The organism is Azospirillum sp. BE72 (genome assembly GCF_031455875.1).
Classification (GTDB): domain Bacteria; phylum Pseudomonadota; class Alphaproteobacteria; order Azospirillales; family Azospirillaceae; genus Azospirillum.
Map to the genome: position 1 here is coordinate 143632 of NZ_JAVDTO010000010.1, position 18899 is coordinate 162530.

Genomic DNA, 18899 nt, shown 5'->3' on the forward strand with positions numbered 1-18899 from the left:
TCATGCCGCTATGCCGTCCGCCGCCGAGCCGCCCGGCATCACCACTTCTTCATCTTCTTCTTGATGGTGTTCGTGACGCTCTTCGCCGTGTTCGACACGCTGTTGACGGTGCTCTGCGCAGTGCTCGACACATCATGCACCGCCGATTGCGCGGTGCTGCTGACCGTGTTCGCAGTGCTCTGGGCGGTGTTGGACACCGTGTGCGCCGCGTCGGTCACCGCCGGAGCCGCCGTGGTGGCGACGGACTGCGCGGTGTTGGCAACGGTGTGGGCGGCATCGGTGACAGCCGGAGTGGCCGCGGTGACGGCCTGGGCGCCGGCATTTTCGAGCGGGGCGGTGTTGACGGTGACCTCGCTGCTCAGCGTGACGCCGCCGATGCCGACCGCGACGCTGACGCCGGTTCCGATGGTGACATGGCCGTCGGAATAGCCGGCCGTCACCTCGGTGCCGCCGCCGACCGAACCGCCGCTGATGTAGCCGACCTGCCCGGTGCCGCTGACATTGTTGTCGCCCACGGTGACGGAGGCCGAGACCTCCTGATAGATGCCGGCATAGCCGCTGGCCCCGGCATCGACGCCGCCCGCGCCGATGGAGGCGGTGACCTCGCCGCCGGCGCCAATCGCGATGGTTTGGCTGGCCGTGCCCTCGACCGTGACGCCGTTGCCGACATTTCCGCCGGCCGAAACCTCGGTGGTCATCGACACGCCGACCGAACCGGACGCAGACGCCTCCACCCCGGTGACGGAAACCGAGACACTGGCACTGCCGCCGACGCCGGCCTCGTAGCTGACGGTACCGGTCACCGGCCCGCTGGAGATCGAAACGCTGCCCTGGCTGCCGGCAAAGCCCTCGGCCGTGGCGGTCACGCCGCCGGACCCGATGGTGACGCCGGCCGATCCGCTCGCGCCGGCTCCCACTTCGGCCGTCACGGTGGCGCCGCCGACATTGTGGCTGGTGGAAGTGGAAACTCCGACACTGCCCGAAGCGCTGGCGACCTCGACACCGACGCTGACGCTGACCCCGTTCTCATCCTCTTGCGCATGACCCGACTGGGCATTGGTCGTGCCGGTACCCCCGACCACCACCAGAAGCTCGTCATCGGAGATTTCGACCATCGCCGCCTGCATCTTGCTCATGCTTGCAATCCCTGGTTATTGGATGATCGGAAGTCCTTCGACCCGACATTTGTCGCGGCCGGGAAATGCGCAAAGTTCGCGCTAAGTCATTTCTATGGGCGATAACCGTTCGAGGTAATCCCATGTTTATGGGAGACCTTGAGGAGCCCGATTTCCGGCAATCCTCGGTGGCGCTGCAGCCTCGGGTTTTTCTATTGGATGTCTTGCAAGCCAGGGAGGCGGAACGGCAGATCGATGATGACCCGCGTTCCGTCAGGTCCGCTGAGCAGGGTCAGTTCGGCACCCAGCGACACCGCGCGCGTGCGCATGTTGTTCAGCCCCTTGCCGGGGCGTGCGGCAGCGATCCCGCCCCGAATCCCACCTGGAATCCCACCTGGAATCCCCCTGCCTTCATCCCGCACGACGATGCGAACCGCGAACCGCCCCTTGCCCTTGGGGTGGCCCTCATGGTCGCAGGCCGGTGACGGCGCCATGACGATGGCGACCCGGCGGCAACCGGAATGGCGCACCGCATTGGTGACGGCTTCCTGCAGGATGCGGAACAGGGTCAGGGCATGTTCCGACCTGAGCCCCTCGATGTCGGGCAGCGGCGCCATCTGCCAGTCGAGTTCCATCCCCTGGGCCTGGAGTTGCGGACCGATGCGGTCATAGAACTGGGCCAGCATCATGCCCAGGTCGTTGCCGACATCGTCGAGCGATGCCACGACCAGCCGGAGATCGTCGAGCGCCTGCCGGGCCGCCGCACCGATGCGACGATAGTCGTGCTGCGGCAGCTCGCATTGGGCGACGATCGACACCAGCTGCCCGGCCAGCCCGTCATGCAGATCGCGCGTCAGGCGCAGCCGCTCGCTTTCGAGGGCGGCGGCGCGGGTCTGCGCCTGTTCGCGGGCGAAGCTGGCCCGCAATTCGGCCTCCGCCGTCGCCACTTCGCGCCGCAGAACGTCGTTGAAGCGGCTGACCTCGCCCAGCGCCTTGGCGAACCGCCACATCAGCGTCGCGCTGATCACCGTCATCAGCAGCGGCGCCATGTAGCGGGTCATCGACGGCACGCGCAGGTCCAGAACGCCGGTCATCGACAGGATGTCATGGGCGGCCATCAGGATGATGACGATCAGGCCGCCAAGCACGATCTGGGCGGGAGCATGACTCCGCCGGACCGCCGCCGAAATAAGGATCCCGGCCGACCAGCCCAGCATCGCGATCGCCCAGGGGATGACGGCGACCAGCCAAAGCAGGGCGAACCATGGCTGCAGCCGCGGCGGGTCGAGGGCGGTGATCAGGAACGCAATGGCAATCACCGCCGGAACCACCAGCAGCAGCCGGATCGGAACGGCCAGTTCACGCCCGACCAGACGGCACATCACGAAGGGCAGCAGCGCTCCCTGCCACTGGCCGGCGAAATTGACGACGCGGAACAGCCATTCCAGCCCGCTCGGTCCGGTGCTGAACATCGGCAGGCCCTGAAGCACGCCCAGCCCGAGAATCAGGCTCATCACCAAATGGATCGGCTCGTCCCGGTGACCGATCCACACGATCAGCAGGGACAGGCACAAGGCCGCCTGCCACGCGACCAGCAGGCGCGGCAGCGTGACCGTCATCCACTCACGCTCACTGTAAGCCGCACGTAGCAGACGGTCCGGGCCGACCAGCACCGTGTCGAGAAATCCGCCGGACTGGCTCCAGGCGTCCATCCGGATGTCGATCCGGTTCTCTCCATCTTTCAGCAACTGGGAGGGGACCCGCTGGATCAGCGGCATCGCCTGATTGACGACCACGTCCGACTGGGTGGTCTGGCTGTCGGCCAGCAGCGCTCCGTTCACCCACAGGGTTATGCGCCCGGACAGGATCGGCACATAGACGGACCAGGGCCCGTCCTCATTCGGAGCGTAGCGGAAGGTCAGTCGGAACAGGCCGGAGCAGCCGACCGGATCAGGAACCGCCTTGCAACGGTGAGGAAGCGGGACGGTGGCGACGCCGGGCGGCATCGCTTCGGGCGGCGGACTGTCCACGGAGTGGTCGCCGGCCACCGCGGTGAAGCGCGCCTCCATGATCGGCAGTGCGCCATCGGGTGTGGGCGGCGTCGCCATCACCAGTCCGAGGCCGAGAAGGACAGCCAGTCCGTAATAGAGAAGCAGCAGCGGACCGCGGCCTTTCAGCCATGCCCGCAGGCGCATCGGCAAGTGCGGACCGGAGGCCGGCAATCCGGCGATGTGTTGGCTCACTGGAGTCAGTCCGACAGCTTGATGATTCTCCGCTCCACTGCAGTGTAGACCGCTTCGCTTCGGGAGTTAACCTCAAGCTTACGGTAAATGTTCTTGATATGGCTGGGAACCGTCTGCCGGCTGATTCCCAGGCGCGCTGCGATGTCGTTGTAGGTGAAGCCTTTGGCGATGCCCCACAGGATATCCATTTCACGCGGGGTCAGAGGAGGCGGCGCTTCCTCCGTCTTGGCGGGCGGACCTGCCTGGGTCTGGCGGATGATGTGGCGGGCGATGGACGCGGAGATCGGAGACCGGCCATTGATCAGGTCATGCACCGCCGCGATCAGGTCGATCGGCCGCGCATCCTTCAGGATGTAGCCGGAGGCGCCGGCCCGCACCGCCTGCATCACCGACGGCTCATCCCCCAGGACGGAGATGACCATGATCTCCGTCTCGGGCAGGCGTTGCCGGACCTCCCGGATCAGGTCGCTGCCGTGACCGTCGGGCAGCTTGAGATCGGTCACCAGCACGCTCGGACGGCAGCGCTCCAATGCGGTGCGCGCCTCCATCAGCGTTCCGACGGACGCCTGCAGGGCGATCCCGTCGCCCGCGGCCAGCGATGCAGCCAGGAAGTCCCGGGTCGGGGCATCGTCCTCCACCAGGATCACCGAGATAACGTGGTCGGCTCTGGCGGCTGACCCTGCCTGATCCACTGTGACGCCCCCTGCAGACTGCCGGTTCGATGGTTCGAATCAAACTTCATCATACCGGGCAGGCGCGGGAAGTCACATACCATGAATGCGGGATGCCGCAGCCGGTGCACGATCTGCGACGATGTACCAGCCGCCATGAACCCGCCGCCATGAACCCGCCAACGGGACTGCCACAATGCCCTTGCCGACCACCTCCCCTGCCGCCTCCCCTTCCGGCATCGAACTGCCCGCCGGCGCGCTGGAGGAGTGGCGCCGCATCGTCGGACCGGAGCATGTCCGGACCGGGGAAGCCGACCGGCTGGACTGGGGCCGGCGCACCTTCGCACCGGATGTGCGGGTGTCGGCCGTCGTCAGTCCGGGCGATGCCGACCAGACCGCCGCCTGCCTGTCGGCCGCCACCCGTTACCGCCTGCCGGTCCATCCGGTCAGCCGCGGCGCCAACTGGGGAATGGGATCGCGGGCGCCGACGCGGGACGGGGCCGTTGTCTTCGATCTCCGCCGGCTGGACCGCATCTCCGGCTTCGACGGGCGGCGCGGGCTGGTGCGGGTCGAGGCCGGGGTCACCTTTCAGGCCCTGGCAGACTTCCTGGCGGAAAGGACCGACCGCTTCTTCGTGCCGGTCATCGGCGGCCCGGCACAGGCCAGCGCGCTCGCCAACGCCCTCGACCGCGGTGACGGCAGCATGGGCGAGCGCTGGACTTCGCTCTGCGAATTGGACGTCGCCCTTGCGGACGGTCGGCGGCTGCGGACCGGCTGCGGACCGCTCGGAGCGGACAGGACGGTCGGGCTCGACCCGGCGCCGGCCGGCCCGCTGATCGACGGGCTGTTCAGCCAGTCGAACCTGGGGGTGGTGACCAGCGCCGTCATCCGGCTGGAAGCCATGCCCGGCGATCTCGCCATCCTGTCGGTGGACATCGGGGGCCTCGATGCCCTGCCCGCCTTCATGGAGATTTGGCGCGACTGCCAGCGCGAGCAATCCCTGCCCGACCGATCGCTGACCCTGTGGAACGGCATCAAGTGGCTGGCACTGGACGAGGTGCGCGCGGCGATACCGGCCGACCGGCTGGCATCGGCGGCGTTGGACGAGTGGCATGCCTCCGCCGTGATCCGGGCGGAGGCGCCGGAGATACTGGAGGCCCGCGCCGCCCGTCTGTCCCGACGTTTCGCCGCGGTGTCCCGGTCGGTGGAAGTGGACATCGCGAGGCGCGACGGCACCTGGATCGAGGGATTCGAAGATTGGCTGGGGGTGCCGGATGGGCGCAACCTGCGCACGGTCTACTGGCGCAAGGAGCGGCATCCCGATCTCACCACCGCCGATCCCGACCGCGACGGCTGCGGGCTGATCTGGCTCTGCCTCGCCTTTCCCTTCGAATGCCAAGCGTTGATCAGTTACCTGACCTGGGCGCGCGGCCGGCTGGAAGAGGCCGGGATCGACCTGAATGTCGGGATCGAGTCGAACGGCTTCCGCTGCCTGCTGAGCTATTTCACGCTGGGGTTCGACCGTGCTGCGCCGGGGGCGGACGAGGCGGCTCTCGCCGCCTACCGGGATCTGATCGGAACGGCATTGGAACGGGGCTTCGTCCCTTATCGGCTGGCAAACGGCCTGCCGGTGCCTGAGACGATGCGCCGGACGCCCGCGGCCGCATTGCTGGCGGAACTGCGTGCGGTGGGCGACCCCGCCGGTGTCCTGTCGCCCGGTCGCAACGGTATCGGTCGGTTGCCGTGATGGGCGTTGTTGCAGCGAACCGGGTGATGTGAGGTTGCCGGGATCGGATCGCCTACGACAAGTTCGTCGGCATGAGCACGAGGCCGGGGAGGGAAGCGGGAACGGTCCGAATTCGCCGGGAACTGTGCTGCAGGTTTCGCCGGCAGGTGGTCACGTCCCTGAACGTGGTATAGGAGCTATGGGGAACCGGCCCGCCGTAGCGCCCTCCCATGGCTGGCATAGGCGGGCCGGTTATCCACAGCGGGGCGGTCATCGCGGTTCTTCGGTAGAGTCTGGTCACCACAACACAACCTCCACCGAGGGTGACCACGATGACCGACGAGATGATTGCGCTTCGCGCGATGCTTGAGAATGGCGCGGATGCCGACATGCTGCGCGAGATGATCGGCTTTGCCCTGAACACAAGACCCCGCAAAACCCTCAGTTGGAAAACTCCGGCCGAGGCGCTGGACGAACTGCTCCAATCCATCGATAAGGGAGGCCCAGAAGAGGCTGTTGCGACGGCCGCTTGAATCCGCCCGTTGCAGATGGCGGCGCGGCCGAGGCTGCCACCGCGCCGCCGGGTTTGGGTCAGCCCCGCTCGACGCAGAGCGCCACGCCCATGCCGCCGCCGATGCACAGTGTGGCAAGGCCCTTCCGGGCATCGCGCCGGGCCATCTCATGCAGCAGGCTGACCAGGATGCGCGCACCTGACGCGCCGATGGGATGGCCGAGCGCGATGGCGCCGCCATTCACGTTCACCCGGCCCTCGTCCCAACCCATTCCGGCATTGACCGCCAGCGCCTGCGCCGCGAAAGCCTCGTTCGCCTCGATCAGGTCGAGGTCGTCCACCGACCAGCCCGCCTTCTGCAAAGCCAGCTTCGAGGCCGGAATCGGCCCGGTGCCCATGATGCTGGGATCGACGCCGGCCGTTGCCCAGGAAGCGATGCGCGCCAGCGGCGTCACCCCGCGCCGGGCAGCGTTCTCAGCCGTCATCAGCACCAGCGCGGCGGCTCCGTCATTGAGGCCGGAGGCGTTGCCGGCGGTCACGGTGCCGTCCTTGGCGAAAGCCGGGCGCAGCTTGGCCAGCGCCTCCAGCGTGGTGCCGTGCTTGGGATACTCGTCGTCCGACACAACGACGTCACCCTTGCGGCCCTTGATGGTGACCGGCACGATCTCGTCCCGCAAGCGGCCGGCCTTCTGCGCAGCTTCCGCCTTCTGCTGCGAGGCCAGCGCGAACAGATCCTGCCGCTCGCGGCTCAGGTCCCAGGCGCGGGCGACATTCTCGGCGGTGGTGCCCATGTGGTAGCCATGGAAGGCCTCCCACAGCCCGTCCCTGATCATGCTGTCGAGCATCTCTGCACCGCCCATCTTGGTGCCGTTGCGCAGATGCATGAGGTGGGGCGACAGGCTCATGTTCTCCTGGCCGCCGACCACCATCACCTCGGCGTCGCCGCAGCGGATCGCCTGATAGCCGAGCGCGACGGAGCGCAGGCCGGACCCGCAGACCTGATTGATACCGAAAGCGGTCTTTTCGACCGGAATGCCGGCCTTCACCGCGGCCTGACGGGCGGGGTTCTGCCCCTGGCCAGCGGTCAGCACCTGGCCCAGTATCACCTCGGTCACTTCGGCGGCGTCGGTGTGGGCGCGCGACAGCGCCTCGCGGATCACGGCGGCGCCGAGCTCATGGGCGGGGACGGCGGCCAGTGCGCCGTTGAAGCTGCCGATGGCGGTGCGGACCGCGCTGGCGATGACGATCTCGGTCATGGAGGACTCCTCCGGAACAAGGTTTCTTGCAGGATGGAAGGCCGCCGCGTCCGTCCGGCGGGCGCGGCGGCCGGTTGGTCGCAAAGGCTCAGAAATAGAGGCCGATCAGGAAGATGGGCAGCGTGATGACCAGGGCCGTCGCGCAGTAGCCCATGATGTCGCGCACCCCCAGCCCGGCGATGGCGAGCGCCGGCAGCGCCCAGAAGGGCTGCGCCATGTTCATCCACTCCTCGCCATAGGCGATGGCCATGGCCGCCTTGCCGAGATCGACGCCAAGCTGCTGGGCCGCCGGCATGATGAAGGGACCCTGGACCACCCAGTGGCCGCCGCCCGACGGGACGGCGAAGTTGATCAGGCCGGACGACAGGAAGGCGAGGACCGGGAAGGTCTCCTTGTTGGCGATGTCGACGAACAGGTTGGTGATCAGCCCGCCCAGGCCGGAATGCTCCATCATGATCTGGATGCCGGCATAGAAGGGGAACTGCACCATGATGCCGGCGGTGCCGCGGGCGGCGTTGGCGACGGCGCGGGCATAGGCCATCGGCGTGCCGTGCAGGATCAGGCCAGCGACCAGCATGATCAGGTTGACCGTGTTGATGTTCAGGTCGAAGCCCTTGGCCTGGAAATGCAGGAACAGGTAGCCGATGCCCAGAGCCGCGACGACGAAGCCGAGGATGCGGCTCTCCTCCAGTTTTTCGGCCGGGCTGGCGTCGGGGCCGAGCACGCGCTTGGTCGATGGCTCCGGCTTCAGCAGGGCCGGGTCGACCGCCACCACCTCATGCGGCTTCGGATGCATCATCCAGCAGATCAGCGGCAGGACGACGATCAGCGCCAGCGTGATGCCGACATTGTAGGTGGTGAAGATGGTGTCGGCGATCGGGATCAGGCCGACGGTCTTCTCCATCGGGTTGCCCTTGGTCGCGGCGACCAGCGGAACCGAGGCGGAGAAGCCGCCATGCCACGTCATGAAGCCGATATAGGCCGAGGCGATCAGCAGCCGGTAATCGGATTTCGGGACGCGGCGCGCCACCTCGCGGGCGAACATCGCGCCGACGACGAGGCCGAAGCCCCAGTTGACGACGTTGGTCACCGCGGCGGCGAAGCAGACTAGCATGACGCCCTGGGCCGGCGTCTTGGCGATGGAGGCCACCCGGCCCATGACGTTGCGCACCGGCTCGGAACTGGCGAGCGCATGGCCGGTGACCAGCACCAGCGCCATCTGCATCGAGAAGGCCAGCAGGTTCCAGAAGCCGTTGCCCCACATGCGCACCAGATCGACCGGCCCGCTCGGCGTCAGCCACCAGGCAAAGCCGAAGGTCAGCACGGTCAGGATGATGGCGAAGATCAGCGGGTCGGGCAGATAGCGGCTGACCAGCCAGGTCAGGGCGCGGGAAATCGGCGTGATCGGGTTGAAACGGACGCTGGCGTCCGGCGCCGGCGGGGGTGCGGTGGTGACGCTCATGGCAGGTCTCCGGCACGAGGGGGGCGTTCCCGCGCCGCCGGGCACGACAGCCGGGCGGCGCGGGGACAGCGGCTCCCCGATGCTCACGATGCTTGAATGGCGACGGTCAGGCGGCGACCGGCATGGTCGGTACGGCGGACGGCACGATCAGTTCGGCGCCGGTCTGGGCCAGCACGTCGGCGACCGTGACGCCGGGAGCGACCTCCCGCAGCACCAGCCCCTTATCCGTCGGTTCGATCACCGCCAGTTCGGTAACGATCAGGTCGACGCGCCGCACCGAGGTCAGTGGCAGTTCGCAGCGCTTGACGATCTTGGGCGTGCCCTTGGCGCTGTGCTGCATGGCGACGATCACCCGCTTGGCGCCGGAGACCAGATCCATCGCACCGCCCATGCCGGGCACCATCTTGCCGGGCACCATCCAGTTGGCGAGCCGGCCCTCCTCGTCGATCTGCAGACCGCCCAGCACGGTCACGTCCAGATGCCCGCCGCGGATCAGCCCGAAGGACATCGCGCTGTCGAAGGAGGCGGCCCCCGGAACGGCGCCGATCGGGCTGCCGCCGGCGTCGCTCAGATCCTCGTTCTCCGCCCCCGGTTCCGGTACCGGGGCCATGCCGACGATGCCGTTCTCCGACTGGAAGAAGACGTTGACGCCGGCCGGCAGATGGGCGGCGACCATGGTGGGCAGGCCGATGCCGAGATTCACCAGGTTGCCCGGCCGCAGTTCCAGCGCGACGCGCTTGGCGATCAGGGTTTTCTCATCCATGGCGATGCTCCTTGGCGACCAGGCAGTCGACCAGCACATTCGGGGTGACGACGCTGTCGGGCGGGATGACGCCCACCGGCACGATGTCCTCGGCCTCGGCGATCACCATTCCGGCGGCCATCGCCATCAGCGGGTTGAAATTGCGCGCCGTCAGCGCGTATTCGAGGTTGCCAAGATAATCGGCCCGCTTGGCGGCGATTAGGGCGAAATCGGCCTTCAGCGCCTTTTCCAGCAGATAGACGGTTCCGTCCAGCTCGATGCGCTGCTTGCCGTCCTCCACCACCGTGCCGACGCCGGTCGGGGTCAGCACGCCGCCGAGGCCGAAGCCGCCGGCCCGCACCCGCTCGGCCAGCGTGCCCTGCGGCACCAGTTCCACTGCCGTCTCCCCGGCGATCATCTGGCGCTGGGTTTCGGGGTTGGTGCCGATGTGGCTGGCGATCACCTTGCGCACCGCCTTGGCGGCGATCAGCCGGCCGATGCCGACGGCCGGACGGGCGGTGTCGTTGGCGATCACGGTCAGGTCGCGCTTGTTCTGGCGCAGCAATTCATCGATCAGGTGGGGCGGCGTGCCGACCCCCATGAACCCGCCGATCATCAAAACCGCGCCATCGGGAATCATGGCCACGGTCTCTTCCAGCTTTCGCACTTTACTCATTCGACGTCTCCCTTGGACGTCGGGGCGCGGCGGATCGATCTCCGCCGGCAACCCCGCGGGCGCGGAGCCCGCCTCCCAAGTCCCAAGACGGATTTGAGAGGCGGCTTGCGCGCTCATTCTTGGTTTCGTAGCGCTGCGACCGGAAGGGCTGCGACGTCCACGCCATCGCTGCGGCGCATCGGAGCCCGCCGGCATACCCACAAATTTGCAATGGATGTGCCAGCATGCCGCGCCGGATCGGAAAGCAGGGAAGCCGAGGATTCCCGTCACGGAAGCCGGTCGAAATACCCGGCTGGAGACGGCAACCGCCCTGTCCCGGTGCGCAACTTTGTGCGTGCTGCGCAAGATCTTGCACAGCGGCGGCACGTCGCTCCGTTCAGGAGATGCCGTATTCCTGCAGCTTGTAGAGCAGCGAACGGCGGCTGATTCCCAGTTCCTGAGCCGTCCGCAACCGGTTGCCGTCGTTACGGGCCAGCGCATCGGCCACCACGCGCGCCTCGAACCGGCTGACCTGCTCGCGCAGGCCCCCTCCGCCGCCTTCTTCCGCGGTGGGCGGGGCGATGTCGCTGCCGCCGGCCAGTTCCTCATTCTCGGCAAGGCCGGCGATCTGCTCCGGCAGATCCTCCGCCACGATCATCGCGCCGGTGCTCATCACCACCGCACGCTCCATGGCATTGGACAGCTCACGGATGTTGCCCGGCCAGCGATAGGCCCGCAGGCGCTCCAACGCCTGTTCGTCGATGCCGCCGACCTCGATCCGGTTCTCGGCCGCAAAGCGCTGCAGGAAATGGGTGGCGAGCAGGCTGATATCCTCCGGCCGCTCGCGCAACGGCACCGTCTTCAGCGTCACCACATTCAGCCGGAAATAGAGGTCCTGCCGGAACGAACCCTGGCGCACCATCTCCTCCAGATTCCGGTTGGTGGCGACGACGACGCGCACGTCCGTGCGCACCAGTTCCGTGCCGCCGACCCGCTCGAACTCGCGCTCCTGCAGCACGCGCAGCAGCTTTACCTGCAGGCTGGCGGAAATGTCGCCGATCTCATCGAGGAAGAGGGTGCCGTGTTCGGCCTGTTCGAACCGGCCGCGACGGCGTGCCTGCGCCCCGGTGAAGGCCCCCTTCTCATGGCCGAAGAACTCGCTTTCTAACAGCCCTTCCGGCACCGCGGCGCAGTTGACCTTGACGAAGGGACCCGCATTCCTCGGGCTGTTGTAATGGATGGCCGCCGCCACCAGCTCCTTGCCGGTGCCGCTCTCGCCGGTCACCAGGACGGTGGCGTTGCTCTTGGCGACCTTGGCGATGGTCTGTAGAAGCTCGCTCATGCGCGGGCTGGCCGTCAGGATCCGGTCGGTGTGATAGCTGCTGGACAGTTCGCGGTGCAGGGTCGCGATGTCGTCGCGCATCCGGCGCATCTGCAGCGCCCGCCCGACCTGCAGCTGGATCTCCGCGATGTCGAAGGGCTTGATGACATAGTCGAAGGCGCCGTCCTTGATCGCCTGGACCGCCGATCCGACCTCGGCGAAGGCCGTCATCAGGATCACCGCGGTGGAGCGGTCGAGCTTCCGGATCTCCGCCAGCGCCTGCAGCCCGGTCATCCGCGGCATGCGGACATCCATCAGCACCACGGCATGGCGTTGCGCCGCGAAGGCGGCGACGGCCTCCACACCGTCGGTGGCCATGGTCACCGACAGACCATCGCGCGACAGGACTGCTGCGAGCATCTCGCGGATCGCCTCATCGTCATCCACGACCAGGACGGCGGGCACCGGCGTGGTCTGCACGGTTGGAAACGGGGGCGTCATGCATCAACCGTTTGGCTGTGAACGAAGGGAATCCGCAAGGTTACCGTGGTGCCGGATTGGGGCCGGCTGGCAATGGTGATCGTGCCGTGGTGAGCATCCACGATCCGGTGGGCCATCGCCAGTCCCAGTCCGGTCCCCTGGGGTTTGGTCGAGAAAAAGGGATCGAACACCTTGTCGAGGTTTTCCGGCGCGATCCCCTCGCCATCGTCTGCCACCGTGACGATGGCTTCCCGGCGGTCCTGCACCGTGGAGGCGGTGGCAATGGTGATGCCCCCGGTTTCAGAGGTCGCCTGGATCGCGTTGATGATCAGGTTGAGCATGACCTGCTTCAGCGCCTCGCCATCGGCTTCGACCAGGGGCAGATCGGGGGCGAGATGCAGGGCGATGCGGGCGTTCGACTTGCGCCCGGCCAGCAGCGACACCTCGCGAATCAGATCGTTCAACTGGACCGGGTGGAAGGCCGGCGGGCGGGGCCGGCCGAACTCCAGCAGTTCGGTGACGAGGCGGTTCAGGCTGTCGACCTGCCGGACGATCAACGGGGCATAGCGTTGCCACTCCGCGACATCGTCGGAGCTTTCGAGGAACTGCATGAAGCCGCGAATCGACGTCAGGGGATTGCGCACCTCGTGGGCGAGACCGGCGACCAGTTCGCCCAGCGCCGCCAGCCGGTCGGCACGCATGACCTGGGTGCGAAGCCGCTGCTGTTCGGTCAGGTCCTTCAGAACGACGACCGCGCCGATCGCCTCACCGTGGCTGTCGCGCAGCACGCTGCTCGACACCGTGAGATGAAGCGTCTGCCGGGTCCCGGGAAAATCCAGCGTCACGCCGACATGCTGTCGGCCGGTTTTCAGCGTGTCGAGCAGCGGGCTGGCGAAGCGGCCATCCGGTTTGAACAGCAACTCGTATGGCCGCCCGATCACGTCGGCCGCCGCGATCCCGAGCATCGCTTCGGCGGCCGGGTTCAGCGCGGTGACCTGTCCGGCCCGATCAACGGCGATCACGCCGTCGGCAATGCTGTGCAGGATATTCTCGGTCAGCGATCTGGCGTCAAGTAGGGCGCGGGCCATGGCGTTGACCTCGAGCGCGATTGCACCGAACTCGCCAGGCAGCGGCTGAATCGGTTCTCCAAGGTCGCCGCGCATGCGGAGCAGACCGTCGATGATGTGCCGGATGTCGCGGCCGACTCCGTGCGCCAGCACCTGTGTCAGCGTCAGTCCAAGCAGTATTCCCCCAAGGCTGACCGTCAAGACCGCACGGTCCATCGCCGCGGCCTGCCGCTCCACATCGTCGGAAAGTTCATTGGCCCAGATATAGCCGATGACCGTGCCATCGCGGACGATGGGCAGCATCGCGTTCAGGATAAAGCCGCGCACCTGCCGGCCGCTTTCGAGGGCCTGCTTTCCGCTTTCCAGCACATGCCAACCCGGATGCTCCGGCGGTATGCTGGTGCCGACCGTCGCGCTGTAATCCCGGCTGGGTCCATAGGTGATGATGGCGTTGAGCGCCTTGCTGTAATAGCCGACCCCCACCCCCGGGTTCGCCCCTGCGATCATGTCGGTAAAGGGGGTCAAACGACCTGACAGCGCCCGGACGGCAGCGCCCCGGTCGCCGGCCGCGACACCCGTATCGGCCAGAAGAGGATCGAAGCCGGGACCGAGATGCACGTCAAGCAGGCGCGTCAGACCGAAGAGCTTTTCCGACTTTTCGTGAACCAGCGCCTGCCGCCCTTCCCGTTCCAACAGGTAGCCGGTCAGCGAAATGGGCAGAACCACCACGGCAAGGGAAAACAGGAGCAACTTACCGCGCAGGGTGCTTGGCAGAGAATGGCTTATCCAGTCCAGGGGCCGCATGACGCCCACTCCTTTCGACCGGGCGAAGCCTTACTCCCGCCCGTTATCGCGGCCATAGCAGAATTGCGGCAGGGGAGGAAAGGAGGAACGCCCCCTTTGAGCCGCGATTGCCACCAGCCCGATGGACCCGGCGTCGTTCACGACCATCTGACCGACCAATGGCGGATTGTCTTCCGAACGAGAGCAGGATCAGTCCTGCTGACGCTGGAAGCGATTCGGAGGTTCTCTTGTCAACAAGGGACGATGTCCGATGCGTGGTGATGTTCCCGAACATGACGCACCTGCTTGGGTTGAGGTTCGGTTCATCGGGCAGGGTAAATCCTTTTCCAGGGCGCGGCCGCGTTTCTGAAGGCCAGACTACCACCGGTGGACCGCCGCGCCTGCACTCCCCGCATTCGCCGGGAGGACGATCAAAAGCATTTGATACGAAAGCGTGGCAAATGCCCCTCCCCTCTCACGCAGGGGCATCTTTCCGGGAGGGGTCTTCACCCGCTTCCCACCCATGGATAAAAACCAAAGCCAACACGATACAAAAGTTGGCGGTCCCTCCGTACCGAAGATCGCGATGCATTTTCGGTTTTCTGGGTTATAAATATCTCGCAATCAACGCTGACGACGCGAGCATGCAGAAATAAAAACAGCAACCGAACAGACCGGTTCTTTGTTTTTATCCATGTGCCGGCGCCTCAGCAGGACGATGATTGACCGAACATTTCTTTAATCTTTACGTCATTGGGCTTCCGTTCTCGCATCGGGCTTTCGGCCAACATGGGTCGAAGGGGAAGCGCCGCACAGTCGGGAGTTCGAAATCATGCGCACAATCGGCGGAATCCTGGCCCTGAGCGCCGTCGGACTAGCCATGGCGACCGCATCCGCCGGCGCCGGGGAACTGAAGTATCGGCCGGTCAACCCCTCCTTCGGGGGTGATCCCTTCAACAGCAGCCATCTGCTGGGCATCGCCAACGCGATCAACAAGTTCGAGGATCCGAAATCCTCGACGACGAGTTCGGCGACCGACGCGACCGACTCCTTCGCCAACACGATCCAGGCGAGCGTGCTGAGCCGCGTCGCCAGCCAGATCGCCGATCAGATTTACGGCGAGAACGCCAAGACGAGCGGAACAGCCTCCGTCGGGGGAACCACGCTGCAGTGGGTTCAGGTGAACGGTCAGATCAAGCTTACGCTCAACAACGGCAAGAGCACTCAGTTCATCGAGTTGCCGGCCTACTGAGCGCAGTTCCACTGCGAAAGCCCAGGCGAAGGCCGGTGAAACGCCGGGTGAGGCCCGCCGCGTCCTTCACACGAAGGGATCAGCATCATGTCGATCTTGATCGCATCTCCCCGCCATGCACTGGCGCTGGCCATCGGCGTGCTTTCACTGTCGGCCTGCGCGTCGACCCGTCCGGAGACCGCCTTTTCCGAGAAGCCGCTGCCCGAGCAGAAGTCGCAGACCCTCGACACGCTCCAGACGCTGCCGCCGCCGACGCGCCCGCTGACGGTCGCGGTCTACAGCTTCACCGACCAGACCGGCCAGAACAAGCCGAACGACAGCTTTTCCGAATACTCGCGCGCCGTCACCCAGGGCGGGAATTCCGTGCTGATCAACGCGTTGAAGCGGACCGGCAACAAAAGCTGGTTCAAGGTGGTGGAGCGCAGTTCGCTGCCGCAGCTCCTACAGGAACGGCAGATCATCCGCCAGACCCGACAGGCCTACGCCGGCGACAATCTGCCCCCGCTGCCGCCGCTGCTCTACGCTGGCCTGCTGATCGACGGCGGCATCATCGGCTACGACTCCAACACGCTGACGGGCGGCTTCGGCGCCCGCTTCCTGGGTGTCGGCGGCGACGTCAAATACCGGCGCGACACGGTTACCGTCTACATCCGGGCCGTCTCCGTGCAGACCGGCGAGGTGCTGAAGTCCGTCAACACCAGCAAGACGATCTATTCCGCCGCCCTGAACGGCAGCGCCTTCCGCTACATCGGGTTCAAGGACCTGTTGGAAATCGAAACCGGCGTCACCACCAACGAGCCTGCCACCCTGGCGGTCAAGCAAGCCATCGAGAAGGCGGTGCACGACCTGGTACTGGAGGGTGTAATCGACGGCTACTGGAGCTTCCTCGATCCCGGCGCGGCGTCCCGGCTGGTGCCGAAGTATCTGCAGGAACGCGACGGCGCGTACAACGTCACCGTGCTGCACGGGCCCGATGCCATGGCAGAACCATCCTCGGCCACGCCGGTCTCGGTCCCGCCGCCGCCCGCGCAGACGCCGACGCCGGGCGCCGGAGCCGACGAGCAGAAAGTCGCCCCGATGCCGCCGGAGCAGCCCGCACAAAGTTCAGGACCGACCTACGTTCTTCCAGGCGATCGCAGCCGCAGCCCGATCCCCCCATCCATCCAGAGGTGACCGGGCCATCAGCGATCGGGCGCGATCGCCGGGCTTTTACCGCCCGCCACAGCCCGATCCGAAGCATTTGTCTCGAAGTGATTCGTTAGCCCATTGAAGACCTGACCGGTGGATCGACGGCATTGGGCGCCGCCCGCAAAAGCGGACCCCGGTTCGCCTCCCTTGAACACCAACATGAGGTATACGCCATGAAACGCGTCCTTTTCGCCTCCGTCGCCATGATCGCTTCGATGACCGCCGGCCTGGCTCTGGCCGACAGCAGCAAGCCCGGTTGGCCGCCGGTGCCGGTGAACGGCGGCAATGCCGCCTATATCGACCAGATCGGCGACCTGAACAGCAACGCGCAGACCCAGTACGGCAAAACCAACCTGTCCGACAACTGGCAGAAGGGCAGCCGCAACGCGGTGGTCACCTACCAGGACGGCACGGCCAACCGGGCCTTCGTGAACCAGAACGGCGACCGCAACTACGCCAACCAGTTGCAGGACGGCACGGCCAACCTGGCCAAGGTCGACCAGTCCGACGCCGGCAACACGGCCCATCAGAAGCAGTTCGGCACCGCCAACGAGGCCAGCATCGTCCAGTCGGGCTTTGACGGCCACTTCGGTTGGGGGCCGGTGAATGCCGGCAACTTCGCCTCCCAGTATCAGGACGGCGTCATGAACGAGGCCGCCATCGCCCAGAAGGGCATGGTGAACACCGCCTACCAGACCCAGATGAGCAACGGCAATCTGGCGATCGCGAACCAGACCGGTGCGTCGAACTACAGCACCCAGACCCAGCGGTGATCCGCGGGTCCGAAGCCGGGGTCGACGGGAGGGTCCCCGCCCCTCCCGCCGATCCGTCGGCGCAAGCGCCCAACTCCGGTGCAGACCATCGGGCTGGGCGCGCGTTTTCTTCCGCACGGGAGGAAAGGCCATGTCTCACACCATCGGGTTCCGCCATGTCAAACCCGGATTGATCACGACAATCGCGCTGATCGCCTGGGCGTTCGCCATCGCACCGGCCCAAGCCGGCGGCAGCGTCGCCTACATCGACCAGATCGACGCGTCTCTCATCCACACGTCCGGAGGCAACCGGGCGGCCGTGCTCCAGTCCGGCTTCGGCAACTGGGCGGCTCAGACGCAGGTCGGCGAGAACTCCTCCGCCATCCTGCAGGCCGGCTCGGACAATCTGCTGATCGAGGATCAGGTCGGCTCGGGGAACTGGGCACGCGCCATTCAGGCGGGAGTGGCCAATGTGGGCCTGCAGCTCCAGGCCGGCACCGCGAACGTCACCGAGCTGTCGCAGAAGGGGCAAGGCAACAACGCCGCCCAGAGCCAGTCAGGAACGGCGAACCGCGCCGTCGCCTATCAAAGCGGAGCGCGCAACTCGCTGACGCAGGTCCAGGACGGCACCGACAACCTGTCCGTCGTGGCCCAGAGCGGCCAGGACAACAGCGCGCAAACCACCCAGGTGGGGGCCAGAAACAAGTCCGTTGTCGAACAGACCGGCGGCGAGAGCATCGACCTCGTCCAGCGCGGCTCCGACCTTACGTTCGACAGCCAGAGCATCGTGATGGCGAACGGCGTGAAAGTTACCCAGACCGGCGTCGGCGCCACCATCAAGATCATCACGCGGTAGGTGCGCCATGCGCTGCAGACCCATGCTCGCAGCCACCGCCGCGGTCCTGGCGGGTACCCTGGTCGGAACCGCCGGTCCGGTCCGGTCCGGCTCCTGCCAATGCCGGAGCGACCCGATGACGGGAAACCGGTCTTACGTCTTCCAAAGCGGCCCGCCGGGCATCTGCGCCGTCGCGCAGGACCGCGGATTCTGCGCCCAGGCGCAGATCCAGTGGCCGGTCCGGTCGCAGGGGCCCGGCCGTTCCGATCGTGGCGGTCCTGCCGCGGCCTTACGGCGGTTCGGCGCCAGCCTCGCGCTCGATGATGCACTGGCCCTGGCGGCGAAGACCCCGCCGGAACGGTGGGCGGCCAACCAGGCGCCGGACATCATCGCGGCGATCCTGGCCAACGTCCTCTGGCTCCGGCCGGATGACCTGGGCGAGGTCTATGGAGCGCTTCGGGAACAGGCCGTCACCGTCCAGGCGCTGCTGGCCTCGACCGGCACGCCGAAGGCGGTGAAACTGGGAACCTATCACGCCGTCGTTGGCTACGGCTGCATCGAACTGAACCGGGGCATGTTCCGGGCTTCTGCCCGAACGCCCTTCGCGGATGAAAGCGCCTGCTCGCCCCGTCCCGAATGAGCGGCCGGCGTCAGAACAGTGCCGCCCTGTTTACCGGCACGTAGTTGGCGCCACCATCCGATTGCATGAGGTCGCACTGATTGAGTAAACGTACATTAATCGCGACAAACAACAATGGCAACGTAAACTCATCGGAAGATAATTGGAATGGTTACAATCTGGAACCGTTGTTTTTTTGCTTTACAGACCTACTACTCGAC

At 66.4% G+C, this 18899-nt stretch carries 16 protein-coding genes; 7 read left to right on the plus strand and 9 right to left on the minus strand.

Translation table 11 applies throughout. The annotated features are described in order from the left end of the window. Nucleotides 1-38: 38 nt before the first annotated feature. The 3 genes from J2Y49_RS21880 to J2Y49_RS21890 form a co-directional block, all read right to left on the minus strand. Nucleotides 39-1136, minus strand: coding sequence for a hypothetical protein (locus J2Y49_RS21880; protein WP_310117067.1), 1098 nt, complete (start codon nucleotides 1134-1136; stop codon nucleotides 39-41). A 191-nt stretch (nucleotides 1137-1327) separates the two neighbouring features. Further along, on the minus strand, nucleotides 1328-3358 hold the full coding sequence (locus J2Y49_RS21885) for an ATP-binding protein (protein WP_310117068.1): 2031 nt from the start codon (nucleotides 3356-3358) through the stop codon (nucleotides 1328-1330). Nucleotides 3359-3363: 5 nt separating this feature from the next. Further along, nucleotides 3364-3996, minus strand: a complete 633-nt coding sequence (locus J2Y49_RS21890; RefSeq protein WP_310117069.1) for a response regulator transcription factor — start codon at nucleotides 3994-3996, stop codon at nucleotides 3364-3366. A gap of 229 nt (nucleotides 3997-4225) precedes the next feature. On the opposite strand from J2Y49_RS21890, the gene J2Y49_RS21895 reads away from it, so the two are divergent. Then, nucleotides 4226-5776 carry an FAD-binding oxidoreductase gene (locus tag J2Y49_RS21895; RefSeq protein ID WP_310117070.1) on the plus strand — a complete coding sequence of 517 codons (1551 nt, stop codon included), beginning with the start codon at nucleotides 4226-4228 and terminating at the stop codon, nucleotides 5774-5776. A gap of 311 nt (nucleotides 5777-6087) precedes the next feature. Further along, nucleotides 6088-6288: a hypothetical protein gene (locus J2Y49_RS21900; protein ID WP_310117130.1), complete on the plus strand. Its 201-nt coding sequence runs from the start codon at nucleotides 6088-6090 to the stop codon at nucleotides 6286-6288. A gap of 58 nt (nucleotides 6289-6346) precedes the next feature. Here the strand turns inward: J2Y49_RS21900 and J2Y49_RS21905 are convergent, their stop codons facing one another. From J2Y49_RS21905 to atoS, 6 genes are all read right to left on the minus strand, one after another. Then, nucleotides 6347-7522, minus strand: a complete 1176-nt coding sequence (locus tag J2Y49_RS21905) for an acetyl-CoA C-acetyltransferase (RefSeq protein ID WP_310117071.1) — start codon at nucleotides 7520-7522, stop codon at nucleotides 6347-6349. 88 nt (nucleotides 7523-7610) lie between these two features. After that, on the minus strand, nucleotides 7611-8984 hold the full coding sequence (locus tag J2Y49_RS21910; protein ID WP_310117072.1) for a TIGR00366 family protein: 1374 nt from the start codon (nucleotides 8982-8984) through the stop codon (nucleotides 7611-7613). Nucleotides 8985-9090: 106 nt separating this feature from the next. After that, the gene (locus J2Y49_RS21915; RefSeq protein WP_310117073.1) at nucleotides 9091-9747 is read right to left on the minus strand and encodes a 3-oxoacid CoA-transferase subunit B; all 657 of its coding nucleotides are present in this window, start codon (nucleotides 9745-9747) and stop codon (nucleotides 9091-9093) included. Next, nucleotides 9740-10402 carry a 3-oxoacid CoA-transferase subunit A gene (locus tag J2Y49_RS21920; RefSeq protein ID WP_310117074.1) on the minus strand — a complete coding sequence of 221 codons (663 nt, stop codon included), beginning with the start codon at nucleotides 10400-10402 and terminating at the stop codon, nucleotides 9740-9742. The genes J2Y49_RS21915 and J2Y49_RS21920 overlap by 8 nt, the downstream gene beginning before the upstream one ends. A gap of 376 nt (nucleotides 10403-10778) precedes the next feature. Continuing rightward, nucleotides 10779-12203 carry an acetoacetate metabolism transcriptional regulator AtoC gene (atoC, locus tag J2Y49_RS21925; RefSeq protein ID WP_310117075.1) on the minus strand — a complete coding sequence of 475 codons (1425 nt, stop codon included), beginning with the start codon at nucleotides 12201-12203 and terminating at the stop codon, nucleotides 10779-10781. Further along, on the minus strand, nucleotides 12200-14053 hold the full coding sequence (gene atoS / locus J2Y49_RS21930) for a two-component system sensor histidine kinase AtoS (protein ID WP_310117076.1): 1854 nt from the start codon (nucleotides 14051-14053) through the stop codon (nucleotides 12200-12202). The genes atoC and atoS overlap by 4 nt, the downstream gene beginning before the upstream one ends. An 811-nt stretch (nucleotides 14054-14864) precedes the next feature. Here atoS and J2Y49_RS21935 point away from each other — a divergent pair. From J2Y49_RS21935 to J2Y49_RS21955, 5 genes are all read left to right on the plus strand, one after another. Beyond that, a complete protein-coding gene (locus J2Y49_RS21935) occupies nucleotides 14865-15284 on the plus strand; it encodes a curli assembly protein CsgF (RefSeq protein ID WP_310117077.1) in 420 nt (139 codons plus the stop codon). Nucleotides 15285-15371: 87 nt separating this feature from the next. Then, nucleotides 15372-16457, plus strand: a complete 1086-nt coding sequence (locus J2Y49_RS21940; RefSeq protein ID WP_310117078.1) for a CsgG/HfaB family protein — start codon at nucleotides 15372-15374, stop codon at nucleotides 16455-16457. A gap of 188 nt (nucleotides 16458-16645) precedes the next feature. Beyond that, nucleotides 16646-17245, plus strand: a complete 600-nt coding sequence (locus J2Y49_RS21945; protein ID WP_310117079.1) for a hypothetical protein — start codon at nucleotides 16646-16648, stop codon at nucleotides 17243-17245. A 130-nt stretch (nucleotides 17246-17375) separates the two neighbouring features. Then, the gene (locus tag J2Y49_RS21950) at nucleotides 17376-18080 is read left to right on the plus strand and encodes a hypothetical protein (RefSeq protein WP_310117080.1); all 705 of its coding nucleotides are present in this window, start codon (nucleotides 17376-17378) and stop codon (nucleotides 18078-18080) included. Nucleotides 18081-18195: 115 nt separating this feature from the next. Then, the gene (locus tag J2Y49_RS21955) at nucleotides 18196-18699 is read left to right on the plus strand and encodes a hypothetical protein (RefSeq protein ID WP_310117081.1); all 504 of its coding nucleotides are present in this window, start codon (nucleotides 18196-18198) and stop codon (nucleotides 18697-18699) included. Nucleotides 18700-18899: the final 200 nt, after the last annotated feature.